The 14,631-nt window shown below is 55.6% G+C and carries 10 protein-coding genes; 6 read left to right on the top strand and 4 right to left on the bottom strand.

The window, feature by feature from the left end; translation table 11 throughout:
* Positions 1-218 precede the first annotated feature (218 nt).
* The gene (locus C5Y83_RS04695; protein ID WP_105328503.1) at positions 219-1,109 is read right to left on the bottom strand and encodes an alpha/beta hydrolase; all 891 of its coding nucleotides are present in this window, start codon (positions 1,107-1,109) and stop codon (positions 219-221) included.
* A 251-nt stretch (positions 1,110-1,360) separates the two neighbouring features.
* On the opposite strand from C5Y83_RS04695, the gene C5Y83_RS04700 reads away from it, so the two are divergent.
* Both C5Y83_RS04700 and C5Y83_RS04705 read left to right on the top strand, forming a co-directional pair.
* Positions 1,361-2,398, top strand: a complete 1,038-nt coding sequence (locus C5Y83_RS04700; protein WP_105328504.1) for a DUF3500 domain-containing protein — start codon at positions 1,361-1,363, stop codon at positions 2,396-2,398.
* Positions 2,399-2,431: 33 nt separating this feature from the next.
* Positions 2,432-3,016: a TIGR00730 family Rossman fold protein gene (locus C5Y83_RS04705; protein WP_199194986.1), complete on the top strand. Its 585-nt coding sequence runs from the start codon at positions 2,432-2,434 to the stop codon at positions 3,014-3,016.
* Between the two features lie 178 nt (positions 3,017-3,194).
* Here C5Y83_RS04705 and C5Y83_RS04710 read toward each other — a convergent pair whose 3' ends face one another.
* The 3 genes from C5Y83_RS04710 to C5Y83_RS04720 form a co-directional block, all read right to left on the bottom strand.
* Positions 3,195-6,044, bottom strand: a complete 2,850-nt coding sequence (locus tag C5Y83_RS04710; RefSeq protein ID WP_233207099.1) for an Hsp70 family protein — start codon at positions 6,042-6,044, stop codon at positions 3,195-3,197.
* Positions 6,045-6,131: 87 nt separating this feature from the next.
* Positions 6,132-7,919, bottom strand: coding sequence for an Hsp70 family protein (locus tag C5Y83_RS04715; protein WP_105328505.1), 1,788 nt, complete (start codon positions 7,917-7,919; stop codon positions 6,132-6,134).
* A 3-nt stretch (positions 7,920-7,922) separates the two neighbouring features.
* Entirely contained in the window at positions 7,923-8,462 is a 540-nt protein-coding gene (locus C5Y83_RS04720; protein WP_105328506.1) for a DUF2760 domain-containing protein, read from the bottom strand.
* A gap of 290 nt (positions 8,463-8,752) precedes the next feature.
* On the opposite strand from C5Y83_RS04720, the gene C5Y83_RS04725 reads away from it, so the two are divergent.
* The 4 genes from C5Y83_RS04725 to C5Y83_RS04740 all read left to right on the top strand — a co-directional run bounded on the left by C5Y83_RS04725 (position 8,753) and on the right by C5Y83_RS04740 (position 14,626).
* Positions 8,753-10,231 carry an MFS transporter gene (locus tag C5Y83_RS04725; RefSeq protein ID WP_105328507.1) on the top strand — a complete coding sequence of 493 codons (1,479 nt, stop codon included), beginning with the start codon at positions 8,753-8,755 and terminating at the stop codon, positions 10,229-10,231.
* Complete coding sequence (locus C5Y83_RS04730; RefSeq protein WP_105328508.1) at positions 10,161-12,233, top strand: AAA domain-containing protein; 2,073 nt, start codon at positions 10,161-10,163, stop codon at positions 12,231-12,233. Before C5Y83_RS04725 ends, C5Y83_RS04730 begins: the two co-directional genes overlap by 71 nt.
* A gap of 159 nt (positions 12,234-12,392) precedes the next feature.
* Positions 12,393-13,664, top strand: coding sequence for a Gfo/Idh/MocA family oxidoreductase (locus C5Y83_RS04735; protein WP_105328509.1), 1,272 nt, complete (start codon positions 12,393-12,395; stop codon positions 13,662-13,664).
* Positions 13,665-13,954: 290 nt separating this feature from the next.
* Complete coding sequence (locus C5Y83_RS04740; protein ID WP_105328510.1) at positions 13,955-14,626, top strand: SGNH/GDSL hydrolase family protein; 672 nt, start codon at positions 13,955-13,957, stop codon at positions 14,624-14,626.
* Positions 14,627-14,631 lie beyond the last annotated feature (5 nt).

Consider the following 14,631-nt stretch of genomic DNA (forward strand, 5'->3'; position numbering starts at 1 on the left):
CCGGTATTGAGACTTTGTTGGAGTGTCTGTCTGGATTATGCCGGCTGTAGGGCGTGAGATGACGCCGAAGAGGTATTTGCTTGGCCGGCTGCTATCGGCGAGCATCGACGGATGTGGAGTCCGCCGCGCTCGGCCGATGTTGATCTGCCACGCGTGGGCATGATATTAACCGGGGCCGGTCCGCCAAGATAACCGGCTGATGGAACCAGAAATGGGGGTTATTTCTTATCTGGGATCATTCCTTGGTTCTTGAGCCACATAACGCACAAACGAGGCCATGCGGATGAACCAGGGACGTTCTTACCCAGGCCGATACCGTGACGTCCCTTCTCGAAGACATGCATTTCGGCAGGAACTCCCTTCTCCTTCAATGCCATGTAAAACACGATGCTGTTTTGCGGCGGCACACCCGTATCTTCGGTCGTGTGGAACAAGAAGGTTGGTGGAGTGTCCTTGGTGACTTGCAGCTCGCTCGACATTTTCTCGATCAACTCTGCCGGAGCGTCATCCCCTAGCAGATTTCTTTGCGATCCCTTGTGCGTGTAAGGCTTGTCGAAAGCGATCACAGGATAGCACAAGATCATGAAGTCCGGCCGCGAACTGACGCGCTCGACGGGGTCTTTCGCATCGGGATTACCTGCGTCAAAGTGAGTTCCGACCGATGAGGCCAAGTGACCACCGGCCGAGAATCCCATGATGCCAATGCGGTTGGGATCGAGATTGTATTCTTCTGCTCGAGCACGCACGGTTCGTACGGCACGCTGGGCATCTTGTAGTGGAGCGGGATGCTTGTAGCCACGGCCGGAATGACGATACTCGACGACGAAGGCCGCGACACCTTGCTTGTTCCAGAATTCTCCGATTTCAACCCCTTCATGTCCGGTGGCTAAATGACCGTAACCACCCCCTGGGCAAACCACGACAGCGCAGCCAGTGTTAATTTCAGAAGCTGGCAAATAGGCAGTAATTGTGGGGATGTCTTTCTCTTCCGTCCCTTTTGCGCCAGGGGCTCCCTCGGGCCAGAGAGGCTCTTTAGCAGGATCGGCCGCGAGCAACGACGAAGAGGTGAACATGACGGCTAAAAACCCCAGAAGCAGATACTTTCGCATGATGGTCTCCGGATGGCAGGTAACAAGGTAGGTGTCAAAGTTCGACGCAATCGGGGGTTGCGGGATGCAAATGGCCAATTCTCATGGTAACTTATTTAACAGCCAGTTGAATTCCTCAGATCGGCCAGATCTCAATAACTCGCGTCCGAATCCGAAACTCAACCGACTGATAATCTAGCGATTTCACAAAGTCGCGACAAACCTGTCCCACCAATCCTACCTTCCTTGCTTCCCCTGCTAAAGGATTTGCCGTGCGAAAAAGTCTGCTTGCAGCTGTCACGCTGATCGTTGCTCTGGCGAGCGTTACCTCCGCTTACACTTACTACCGTCTTGCCGGAACTGGAACGAAGATGACCGGCGCTGCCGCGTTGTTTGTCGATTCGCTGGACGAAGATCAACGAAAAGTGGTGCTTTATCCGTACGACAGCAAAGAACGCCTCGGTTGGCACTTCATCCCCAAAGACCAACGCAAGGGGTTGATGATGCGGGACATGACCGACGAGCAGCGAGCCAAAACGCACGCGTTGCTGCAAGTTGCATTAAGCCAAATCGGTTACGAGAAGACCGACAAGATTATGGAAAACGAATCATTGCTGAAGCACGTCCAAAAGTCGGGCCCGATTCGTGATCCGCTTCGCTACTACGTTTCGATCTTTGGCGAACCGAAGCAAGGCGAACGCTGGGCGTTGAGTTTTGAAGGGCATCACCTTTCGTTGAACTTCGTGGTCGAAGGGGATAATGTTATCTCGGCTACGCCACAGTTCTTCGCGACCAACCCAGCCGAGCTGAAAGAAGATTACAACTTCGATGGCTTCCCCGAGGGGATGGAGATCTTGAAGAAGGAAGAAGAGCTTGGATTCCACTTAATCAACATGATGGCCCCAGCCCAGCGTGAAGTGGCGATCATCTCAGAAAAGTGCCCAGCCGAAATTCGTAACGCGGGCGAACCTCACCCGCCGCAAACTGCTCCGGAAGGCATCGCTTGGGGAGACCTCAATAAAAACGAAATGGCAACGCTGACGACGTTGATCGACACCTATATCACGGCAATGCCGCAAGATGTTGCCGCCAAGCGTTATGCCGACCTGAAGGAAGCTGGCTGGGAATGCATCCACTTTGCCTGGGCCGGTGGACTGAAGAAAGGTGTTCCGCATTACTACCGCATCCAAGGCAGAACGTTTTTAATTGAGTTCGTCAACGCTCAGCCGGACGTCTCAGGCAACCCGGCCAATCACATTCACTGCGTGTGGCGCGATATGCGAGGCGACTTCGCTTTGTCGGCGAAGTAAGCATTGCTTGGGCGCCCTAACCGAACGGCACCCATGATGGAAACTTTGTGCGTATTTTGCGGGTCGGCCTCTGGAAGCCGACCTGCCTACACGGAAGTTGCTTCTCAGCTGGGCCGTCTGCTGGCCGAGCGTAAGATACGTCTAGTCTACGGTGGTGGCAAAGTCGGCATGATGGGAGCCGTGGCTGACGCCGCTCTAGCCGCTGGCGGCGAAGTGATCGGCGTGATACCTGGCGCCTTAGTTGACCGCGAACTTGCTCACCATGGTGTAAACGAACTGATCGTCGTCGAGTCGATGCATCAACGGAAAGCCAAGATGGCCGAGCTATCCGACGCTTTTTTGGCCTTGCCAGGCGGATTCGGCACGTTGGAAGAATTGTTTGAGGTGGTCACCTGGGCTCAGCTTGGGTTCCACAACAAACCGTGTGGCTTGTTAAATGTAGAAGGCTTCTTCGATGCCTTGCTTGCAATGCTCGATCACGCCAATAACGAAGCGTTCCTTTACCAAGGTAACCGCGAGCTACTCCTCACAGCGAACGATCCGAGCGAGATTTTACAACTTCTAGGCGAAGCGCATCCAACGAAAAACCCCCGTTGGATTGATCGCTCGGAGACGTAGAGATTTCGCCAAAACTCTATGTGATCGCCGGTCCACACGGTGCCGGTAAGACAACATTTGCGTGGCACTTTTTGCCGGACTATGTCCAATGCAAAGAGTTGTTAGATGCCGATCTGAGCGCCACGTATATCTATATCGATGCGCTTCCGACTGTTTGATCAAACGCCTCGCACGAAGTCTATCGCACTAGCGTGAGGCCCGTGGGTAAGCTCTCGCCAAAGATTTGCGATTGCTCTTCTTCGTCCAATTGGCCTCCCTCGCGAACGATTCGTACCAAGTGCTCTGGGGCTTTCTCCCCTTCAAGCCACTGGGCGGCTTCGGTGCGAGTTGATTCGGTCAGATCGCGGTAGCGGTCTCCCGTTTTGCGGGCCAATTGCATAACGGCCAATTGATCGGCTAGATCGGTCGTTTTCTGCTGCTGGAATGTGGCCAACCACTTGGTGACAATCTCTTTGGGGACAAGCGTATTGAGCGGGCCGTAAACGGGCACGCGGGTGCCGAGGCGACCGATCGTCCAGCCCATCGCGCCACGGGCTGGTTCTAACTTCTTCTTCCCCAGCAAATCGACCAGCATGCGGCCGATCTCGGTCTTCTCTTGTGCGCCCAACAGTTCGAGGCTTCCCAGCAAACGCCAAGCTTCGATGGCTTGCTGCGGCGTGAACGTAGCGGTCGAGGTACCGCCACCTCCGCTGGTCATGCGCTTGTGCATCACGCGCGTTGCCAGCAGAAGAGGCTCCGCGATGGCCAGCTGCTGTCCGCGATTGAGGCCACCAGCGATTCGTCGCCACAAGATGAGCGATTGATTACGACAGTTATCATCGTTGTGCAGCACTTTGCCTTGCAGCAGTTTCCAGGTTTCGGAGACGCGCCAATCATCCAACGCCAAACCATACCCTGGTCGCAAGCAATAGCCGGTGAGATTCAGCCATCGCGATTCGTGCGTGGGACTTTTGCTGCGACCTGATTCAAGATCCATCAGGTGTTCCCACATCCTTCGCAAAAGCGATGTCGGCCAGGCATCTCGCTTCATTTCTAAGGACGCTTCCAAATCCTTGATAAGCGGCTGCGGTTTGCGTGATGCGTTGTCACCGAAGGTTTCGTTCAGCAGTTCAGCGGCTTCGTTCCATAGCGATTCGTCCAGCATTCCTTCCGATTCGCGAGCCGACTCATGGGCGGCGACATCGGTTTGCGTGGCACTACGGATATCGAATTGGAGTCGCCAAGTACGGTCGGAATCGGTTTCTCCACACCAAAGTTCGATCGTGCCAATCTCGGTTAACTTGGCATGCAAGTGAACGGGAATTGTCTCTGCCTCACTACGACGTCGCGCACGGAGGACGGTTCGAATAGGGGGCAAAGCTTTGATCTGCTGTGGATCGATCGGAACCAGTTGGCCTGGCGTGTCGATCAGGCGCGTGCTGGAAACGAACAGCGGAAACTCAACCGGTTCGGAGACGCGCAGTTGAAAGCTGTGCTGCAGGTCGATCTCTTGGCCTGGCTCGGTGGTGGCCGGCAAAAGACACATCGCTTCCGCTTCACCGGAATCGTCAGCGCCGACCCCGATGTAGTACGTTCGAGCCAGGTTGGCAGTGATCTTTACCCCGGTGCCACGACGAACCTGACCGTAATAGGCAGCACCGCGAGCGACTGCCAAGTCGAGGTGGGCGTTTTCGAGCAGCGTCGGCTTCCAGGCGGGATCCTCTTTTTGAAACCAACTGCTCAACACGTCGAGCAAACGCTGCTTCAAGACGGGAGACTCGAAGAAACCACCGTTGAACAGCACCAAGTCGGGACGAACGGCCCCGCTGGGATGCCGACTTTCCTCTTCGATTACTTCGTGATGGGTTCGTAGAAAGTAGGCCAGCCATTTCGAGATTGCAGCATCGGGGGCGTACGGCAGGCCGAATTCTTGAAAACCAGACGAACGCATCTCGGGCGTTTCGTCCAGGCCGTTTTCTGGAAGGAAGCCTTCGACGAGCACCTGATGCACTTCGTCTCGAGTGACTTCGCACTGGAGGGCTCCGCCGATTAGCTTGGAGCCGACCGCCGGCAAACTGATCGATTGCGACTCGGGAGCATCTGGGCCGAGAAAGATCTCCTTGATCTGACGACAGCGGCGAACCAGGACCGACCAGCGATCAGCTGGCAGCTTGTCTTTTGGCGAAAGCTTGCCTTCCAGGTAATGAGCGAGCGCAAGGTCGAGATTGTCACCACCCAGAATCAAATGCTCGCCCACCGCCACACGATGAAACTGAACCAGGTCTTCATCGCCAGCGCGGGCGCGAATTAAGGTAAAGTCGCTCGTGCCGCCGCCGATATCGCAGACCAGGATAGTTTGTCCTGGCGAAACTTTGTCTTGCCAGGTTTCCGCATGTTTAGCTAACCAGTCATAGAACGCGGCCTGTGGTTCCTCAATTAGGACAACGCGTTTTAGCCCGGCTTGCTTGGCCGCTTCAACGGTCAGCTCGCGCGCAATTTCATCGAACGAGGCCGGCAGTGTCAGAACGATGTCTTGCTTCTCGAGCGGTTCTTGCTTGTAGCGAGCATTCCACGCTGCACGGACATGCTTCAAGTAGCGGCTGCTGACTTCGAACGGTGAAAGCTTCTCGACATCGGCGCTGCCGTGCCAAGGTAACAGTGCCGCCGTTCGATCGACGCCTGAATGAGAAAGCCAGCTTTTGGCCGAGTTGATCATGCGGCCAGGGACGCTGGTACCGTGATCGCGGGCAAACACGCCCACCGTATTTGATTCTTCCCCCTTGCTCCAGGGGAGTTTCAGCGAATTCGGCGGAAACTCGTTCTGGGCGGTTTGATAGTGGAACGAGGGTAACGTGGGGCGGGCTTCAACTTGGCCAGGAGCGACGACCTGAGGGATGAGAAACGTCTCGATCACGGTCCCTTCCTGACGTGTGTCGAGGAAGGTGACCGCCGAGTTCGTGGTGCCAAGGTCGATCCCCACGATGTATCGGCTGGGGAGTTCTTCTTCGAGTCCTGGCTGTGCGACCGAGCTTGCTTGAACGATGGACATGTTGGGTCGGTTTCTAGAGCTTTTCACCCTAGCCTGCTCCACTCAGAGGCGAGGGGATTGGCAAAGGAAAGAAGCTTATTGTTGGAGCTAATCTTCTTCGCGGACGTTGAATTCCAGTTTCCAACGGCCGTTCGTCTTCGAGCTGACGCACCAAAGCTCGAGCATACCCAGTTCGGTGACTTTGCTGTGGAAGGTGACCGGCACGTAGGGCTCGTTGATCTTATCGTCGCGGGGGAGATTGGCTTCCATGCTATCTGTTTCGCTGATCTCGGACTCGTCCCAACGCTGGAGCATTTGGCCTGGCTTGTCGTCCTTACGGATTGGAGACGAGAAGAAGCGGAACTTCGTGGTCTCGCCAACCACCAGACCGACTTCCGCACTGGGAACGTCGGTTTCGGTTCCTTCTTCCATACCGATCGGAACCACGTTCAGCAGATGCAAAGGGCGCGGGGCGCCTGGGATCGCAAGGCCGGAAGTTTGAATGCCAACGTAATAGGCTTGGGCCGTTCCGCCACGGATGCGGATGCCCCCCTTCTCTTTCGCCCATCCGTAGAATGCCGCACCACGCGCCACCGCGTAATCGAGGTCGTGGGGACCTTCCAAACGCTGCGGTGGTTGATCGGGTTGCCACGAAGCGAGTGTTTCCATCAGACGCGTCTGGAACGGCTGGCTCTTAAACACACCGCCGTTGAACAAAACATGCGTCGGATTGATCGCACTGCCAGCCTTTTCGGCGTGCACGGCCAGAAACTCCGCTAGATGCCGTGTGACGGCTGGATCAGACTCGAATGGTAGGCCTAATTCCTGGAACCCAGAAACGAACCCACGCTGCGGCTTGTCGGCACCGGCACACTGCGGGAAGAAACCTTCCAGCAGCATGGCTTTGATTGGCTCGCGCTCGACGTCGACCGAGATCGTCTTGGCGATCAGCTTACTACCGCGTCCGAGGATGCTGACCGGATGCTTGTCCGGGCCTTCCTCGCGGAGAAGATCTTCCTTTGCGGCTCGGCATGAGTGCCAGAGCGAGACCGATTGCCAAGGATCGAGGGTGACGTTCTTTTCTTTGAAGAGTTCCGCCACATGGAAGGCGAGTGCCAGGTCCATGTTGTCGCCGCCCACCAACAAGTGATTACCGACCGCCATCCGTTTGAGGATTAGCTCGCCCTGCTCTTCTTCAACAGTGATCAGCGTGAGGTCGGTCGTACCGCCACCCACGTCGCAGACCAACAGCTTATCGCCGACCTTCAGGGCCTTTCGCCAACTGTCACCCATATGGCCGAGCCATGAGTAGACGGCTGCTTGTGGTTCCTCCAGTAGCGTGAAATCTTCCGGCAGACCCGCCCCGACGGCCGCTTCGCGCGTCAGCTCTCGAGCGCTGGCATCGAACGAGGCGGGTACCGTCAGCACCACTTCCTGATCGGCCAGAGGGTGATCGGGATGAGCGTCGTTCCACGCGGCGACCACGTGTTGCAGGTAGCGACGGGAAGCCTCAACTGGGGAAACCTTGCCGACTTCTTCTGGTGCGTTCCAGGGAAGGATATCGCCTTGGCGATCCGCTTTGTGATGCGACAGCCAACTCTTTGCTCCACCGACGGTTCGATCGGGCGTATCAGCCGATTGACGTCGAGCCCACTCGCCGATCGCATAGTTTTGATCCGCGGACCAAGGAAGTTCGAGCTTACCCCCTTCCTGGTCGGCTTCCGTAGCCAAGTACAAGAAAGAGGGAAGCGATTTGCGGCTTTCGATCGTACTGGGGGCGACCAACTGCGGGATCTCTAGCAATTCGACCACTGGGGCTTCCGCTTCGAGGTCGGCTTGAGCGATCACGCTGTTGGTGGTACCGAGGTCGATGCCGACGACATACTTTGCGCTCATCGACTAAACCTCCACTTCAGCCGGGTTCAACACTTGGGCTTGGGCCAAGGTGCCGTTGAATTTTGGAACATCGCACTTGGTGGCTTTCCATCCTCGATGGACCAGCGTACCGCCGGAAGGTTTCTGGTTTTGCACGTTTCCTACCAGGCGGATCTCTACGGCATCGATGCTTTCAGGCAACTCGATTCGATTCCCTTCTTCCTCATCGCGAACGGGTTGGATGGCGAACAAGCGGTTGAGCGTCGCTTTGGTGTCGCGCTGCACGTCACGCACGGCGGCACCAATCTGGGCGTCTTCGTATTCCGAGAGGTCTTCCTGAAATAAATCAAGAAAGCGGGCCTCGCGTTGCAGCGTTGCCAATAGAACGAGGGCGTCGATCCCTTGCGGTGCCACTGGCTTCGGCTTAGGGGGAGGTGGTGGCGTCGCAGGCTTGGTTTCCTCTTTGGGAGGAGCCGGCAACGATAGCGTTTCCGCTCGTTTGGCGACGTCGGCATTGAACATGATTTGGAAAAAGAGCTTGAAAGCTAAACCGATACGGCCCATTCACTTCACTCTGAATTCGAGTTGGAGACGTGCTTGTTTCCACCTAACGGGGTGTCTAAGACGTTCCAACGTATCGGTAAGCGGTGACCCTTGCAATTGGCCCAAGCGGGGTGGCGAGAATGCCGCTGCTAAATCGGCTTACGGGGGTGATAATTTGTGCTAGAAAATACGGCGAACCGAAACGCCATTAGATGTTTCCTGACTGGGGAGCCGTTGATAGTATATGACTCCGCGCAGGCCGTTTGCTGCCTGCCTTTGCTTCGTGGAATAGATTCAGGCAACCGTCCATCATGGCCACTGACGCCGCCTCGCTAGAGGCAGCTTCTGTCCGTCGCGACCCGATCGTTCAAGCGACTCCATTTTTCTATGGCTGGGTAATGCTTGGTGTGGCGATGTTCACCCAGTATTGTACTAGCCCTGGTCAGACCTACGGTGTGGCCTTATTTAACAAATACATTGCCACTACGTTGGCGACCGCCACTTTTCAACAAGCACATCCCGGTGAAGCGGTCGTGCTTTCTAAAGAACTGATCGACGCCGAGATGGTGACGGTAACCACCGCCTATCTGTGGGGGACGATCTTGGCCGCGTTTCCGGTGCCCTGGATCGGAGCACTTGCCGACCGATGGGGTCTTCGAAAGACGATCGCGGCGATTGTGGCTTTGTTCGGTGTGGCTTGTATGTTCATGTCGCAGGTGCAAGGGTTCTACACGCTGTTCATCGGGTTCCTGGCGATCCGAACTTTGGGGCAAGGCTCTCTCACACTCCTGGCGACCAACACGGCCGATATGTGGTTTCAGCGGAAGCTGGGCTTCGCGAACGGTATTCGAAACCTTTCCGCTCCAATTGCGTTTGGTACCTTTCCCATAATTACGATCTTCCTGATCAACACCCTGGGATGGCAGCAGGCATACATAGCGCTGGGACTGGGCGTGTGGCTGATCATGTTCCCGATCCTGATTTTCATTTATCGAAATCAGCCGGAAGAAATAGGCCAACTTCCCGATGGCGACAAGCACGTCGTCCGCGAAGATGGTCAGAAGCACGATCCTGGCAAGATGTTCTTATTGCCGCAATTGGGCTTGGGGGACGCGATGATGACCCACTCGTTCTGGATTGTGCTGTCCTTTATGACGATGTGGGCAATGGTCGGAACGGCCCTCATGTTCATGGTGGTGCCATACATCGAGTCACGTGGTTTGACGGAAGATGACGCTCAGGTTGTCTTTTTGACCATGGCCGTCAGCATGGCGACTTGCCAGTTTTTCGGTGGCATCCTGGCCGATCGATTCCAGTTGAACTACTTGCTGGCAATCGGATCGATCATGCTGGGGATCGGGGTCTTAACCTATTTGGCGATCGACTCAGTGATCATGGCTGGCGTCTACGGACTAACCTTCGGTATGGCGCAAGGGGTTTCCAGTGCTGGCTCGAATTCCCTGCTGGCACGTTATTACGGTCGGGCTCATCTTGGGAAAATTAAAGGTTTCCAGATGATGTCGATCGTTGCGGGAAGTGCCGCTGGGCCATTTCTGATGACCCAAGGGAAAGAACTTTTGGGCAACTACGATAAAGTGCTGTGGTTGTTTGCTACCATGTTCCTGGTTCAGGCTGTAGCATGCTTCTTTGCGACGCCCCCGGCTGAACGCAAAGAAATCGCCGACCCTCATTCGCAATCGAATCTTCCTAACGTAAACCATGGCACGTCTCCATTTACGGGGCCTCCCTCCGGGAACCAACCGCAACCAGTTGTTCAAGCTGCTGATTGAGCAGGCAGACGTCCCTGGCAAAGAGATCGGCGCGATCGATCTGATCCGCCGTCAAGCGACCGTAGAACTGGACGAGGATCGAGCTCGTCGCGCGGTCAAGACCTTGCGCGAATTGATGCCGGAGGTCGACGCCTTCTCCGAGCCGGACCAGATTGAGTGGCCGCAATTATTTGAAAAGTTTCGGCGCTGGATGCAGTGGGAAGCGAACGAAGAGTCGCAACGGCTTGCCGAAGGTGTCCAGAAAGAGGGAACGCTCAAAGGACTGAAGCTGCACGAACAGTGGTCGGCGCTTGCGGGACGGGTGATCTGTAAGTTTCGACCCAAGACTCAAGGGACCTCGCTGCCACCTCATCGCTTTCGCAGCGGATCGCCTGTTCTGTTAAAGGATGTCGAAAATAACCAGATTCGCGGCCTGGTCGCTTCGGTACGTGATGGTTCTATCGAAGTTGTCACGCAAGACTTCCTGGAAAACGACGACGATCTTTACTCCCTGATTCCCAGTAACGACGAAGTCACACGGCGACGGATGGAGTTCGCCATCAAGCGGGCCGCCAGTGCGCAGGGAAATCGACTGGCCGAGCTACGCGACGTATTACTTGGGGAAGCGATACCAACGTTCGATTTGTCCGCCACCTTGCCTCAGCGATCACGGGAGCTGAATGATTCGCAGTGGGAGGCCGTACAAAACGCACTTCGGGCAAACGATGTCGCCGTGATTCATGGCCCGCCGGGGACCGGAAAAACGGTGACCCTATCCCATTTGATTCGAGCGTTGGTCGATCGCGGTGAACGCGTTCTGGCGTGTGCTCCGAGCAACCTGGCCGTCGACAACTTGATGCTGCGTCTACTCGCACAAGGCGTCAAGGCGGTCCGGCTGGGACATCCAGCCCGCGTGTCGGAACAGCTCCACGATGCAACGCTCGACTATCTGGCCCGCTCGCATACCGATGCCAAATTGGCGGAGAAGCTGATTCGCGAAGGGCAAGCGAAGATGCGGAGTGCCGGTCGTTACACGCGGGCCAAGCCAGCTCCCGGTGAGCGTGCCGCGTTGCGTGAGGAAGCACGCAGTTTGTTCGATGATGCGCAGCGACTTCAGCGACAAACGCTCGACCAGATACTTTCCGGCGCGGATGTCTTATGTACGACCCTTACCGGGATCGACGACGATCTTCTCGCGGGAAGGCGGTTCGAAACCGTGGTGATTGACGAAGCTTGCCAAGCGGTCGAGCCGGCTTGTTGGATTCCCCTTTCTCGAGCCGACCGCGTGATCCTGGCCGGCGACCACTGCCAGCTTCCGCCGACGATCCTCTCTCAGGAAGCGGCCGCCGAAGGGTTTGCTGAAAGCATGCAAGAGCGGGTCGTGCGGCAGACGCCCGATGTGGCTAAGCTTCTGCAACGGCAATATCGGATGCACGCCTCGATCATGGATTTCAGCAGTCAGGAGTTTTACGACTGCCTGTTGGAGGCGGACGACGCCGTTGCCACGCACGACTTGCAACCGCTGCTGGGGGACGGAGCTTATGTCGACGTGAAGCCTTGGCAGTACTTCGACACGGCTGGCGCTGACTTTCAGGAAGAGGAAGACGACGCAACGTCGAGTCGAGTGAACGATGCCGAGGCCCGATTTGTCGCCAAAAAGGCCCAGCAGTTGATCGAAGCGGGTATGGAGCCGGAAGCAATTTCGGTGATCTCGCCGTACGCGGCGCAGGTCCAACGACTTCGGAACTTACTTCCAGCGGGGGTCGAGGCGGATACGGTCGATGGTTTTCAGGGCCGCGAGAACGAAGCCGTAATCATTTCGCTTGTCCGGTCGAATACGAACGGGGAAATCGGTTTCTTGCTCGATACGCGTCGTATGAACGTCGCGTTGACCCGAGCTCGCCGCAAACTGATTGTGGTGGGAGATAGTTCGACGATCGGTGGTAACTTGTTCTATGAGCGGTTCTTACAGTACACCGAGGCGGTCGATGGCTATCACACGGTTTGGGAAGAAATGGACTGATTCCCAATAACCGGCTGTTAGCGGGGCGTTCTGTCACTTTGCCTCGAAACCAATTTCAGGTATCATTAGATGCTTGTCTCTACGTCCAGGACCACCCTGCCGACCTGGATTTTTGCGAAGAATATTCCATTTGGATTCCATACCCTACGAGGAAAATGCATGAGTGCTCGTAATCGCGTCTCGCGACGTCAGTTTCTCAAGACTTCGAGTGTGGTAGCTGGTCTGGCGACGGCTCCCCTCTTCATTCCAGCGACCGCTTTTGGTGCCAACGAACGTATTCAGACCGGGCACATTGGTGTTGGTGGCATGGGACGCGGTAACCTCGGTAAGTTCATCAACAACGCCGTGGCTGTGTGTGACGTCGATTCCAAGCATGCCGAACAAGCCGCGAAGATGGTTCGAGACAAGAAGGGCAAGTGCGATGTCTATGGTGACTACCGCGAAGTCCTTGATCGCAAAGATATCGATGCCGTCGTGATTTGTACTCCAGATCATTGGCACGCGATTCCAACCATTCATGCATGCGAAGCCGGCAAAGATGTTTACTGCGAAAAGCCACTTTCGCTGACCATCAATGAAGGTCGCAAGATGGTCGAAGCTGCCCGCGCCAACAAACGCGTTGTGCAGACGGGTTCGATGCAGCGTTCGTCCAACGAATTCCACCGAGCCTGCGAACTGGTCCGCAACGGATATATTGGTAAGGTCCACACCGTACATGTTGGACTGGCCAATGCAAATGACCCAGGTAAGCTCCCGGCCGACAGCAAGCCGCCGGAAGAATTGAACTACGATTACTGGCTCGGCCCAGCTCCTGAGCGTCCCTACAACGAAAAGCGAGTTCACTACAACTTCCGCTTCTGGTGGGATTACTCAGGCGGTCAGATGACTAACTGGGGTGCTCACCACATCGATATCGCCCACTGGGGACTTGGCAAGGACGATAGCGGCCCGTTGTCGGTTCATGCGGAACAAGTCGAGTTCCATCCGGAAGGCTATCACGAAGTGCCTGAAGCTTGTCGTATTACGTACGACTACGGTGAGGGCGTGACCATGATTGTCGGCCAAGGTCAAAAAGACATTAAAATGGGAACCCGTTTCATCGGTGACAAGGGCGAGATCTACGTCAACCGTGGCGTGTTCAAGCCGTCGTCGGAAGAGATCGGCGCGATCCAGCTGAAGGACTCCGACGTTCAGCTTTACAAGAGCCGAAATCACCAGAAGGATTTCCTCGAGTGCATCGTGTCGCGCGAAAAGCCGATCTGCGATGTCGAGATCGGTCACCGCACCGCGACCGCTTGCCATCTGGGCAACATCTCTTGTCGCTTGCAGCGTAAGATCGTTTGGGATCCGGTTTCGGAAAAGATTTCTGGTGATGAAGAAGCCGCCGCGATGACTCACCGGGCTCATCGTGCTCCGTACGTGCTTGGCTGATCGGTGGTTTTAAGACCAACCAGGAAGGCGGGATCAATTCGGTCCCGCCTTTCTTTTTGGCTATAATCAAACAACTCGCCGTTAGCAGTCTGTTGAATTTCTCAGATCGGCTACGTAATTGAGATTGGGGCGATTGCGGCGTTGTGAATTCCTCGACATATCTAGTGGATATGCCTGCGGACTCACGCCTTGCCCTCGCCCCGATCTCAATGACTCGCTAACGAAGCAGAAAATCAACAGACTGTTAAGATCCGCTTTGACTTCCTGCCACAATGAGGAAACTCCCTATCATGCTTCGCTCGCTCGTATGTCTCTCGCTGGTTGCTGTGTTTACAACGATGTCATTTGCCGAAGATGCCAAAGTGCCTGAAAGCATCGCTCGCTGGAAGAAAGACATGGACAAGTTCGCCGCCGCGGACAAGAAGAACCCAGTGATGCCAGGCGGCGTGGTATTCGTTGGTAGCAGCAGTATCCGGATGTGGGACTTGAAAAAGTCGTTCCCGGAGCTGGACGCGGTGAATCGTGGCTTTGGTGGTTCGCGACTTGAAGACTCAGTTTACTACGCCGATCAGATTATTCTTCCTTACAAGCCGAAGACTGTCGTCGTTTACGCTGGCGATAATGATATCGCGGCGAAGTACACCCCAGAGCAGATCCTCGAAGATTTTCAGGAGTTTGAAGCGAAGGTCCACAAGGAACTCCCAGAGACAGAGATCTTATACATCGCGGTGAAACCTAGTCTGTCTCGTTGGAAGATGATCGAGGAAGTGCGAGCGACCAATAAGCTGATCGCTGCTGAATGTGCCAAGACCGATCACTGTGAATTCATCGACATCGATGCCCCAATGCTAGGCGAAGATGGCAAGCCGCGAAAAGAACTGTTCAAGAACGATGGCCTGCATATGACCGACGAAGGTTACGTGATCTGGGCGAAAGAACTTGAGCCACATCTGGCAAACTAACGGAA

The sequence above is a fragment of the Blastopirellula marina genome (genome assembly GCF_002967765.1).
Lineage (GTDB): Bacteria > Planctomycetota > Planctomycetia > Pirellulales > Pirellulaceae > Bremerella > Bremerella marina_A.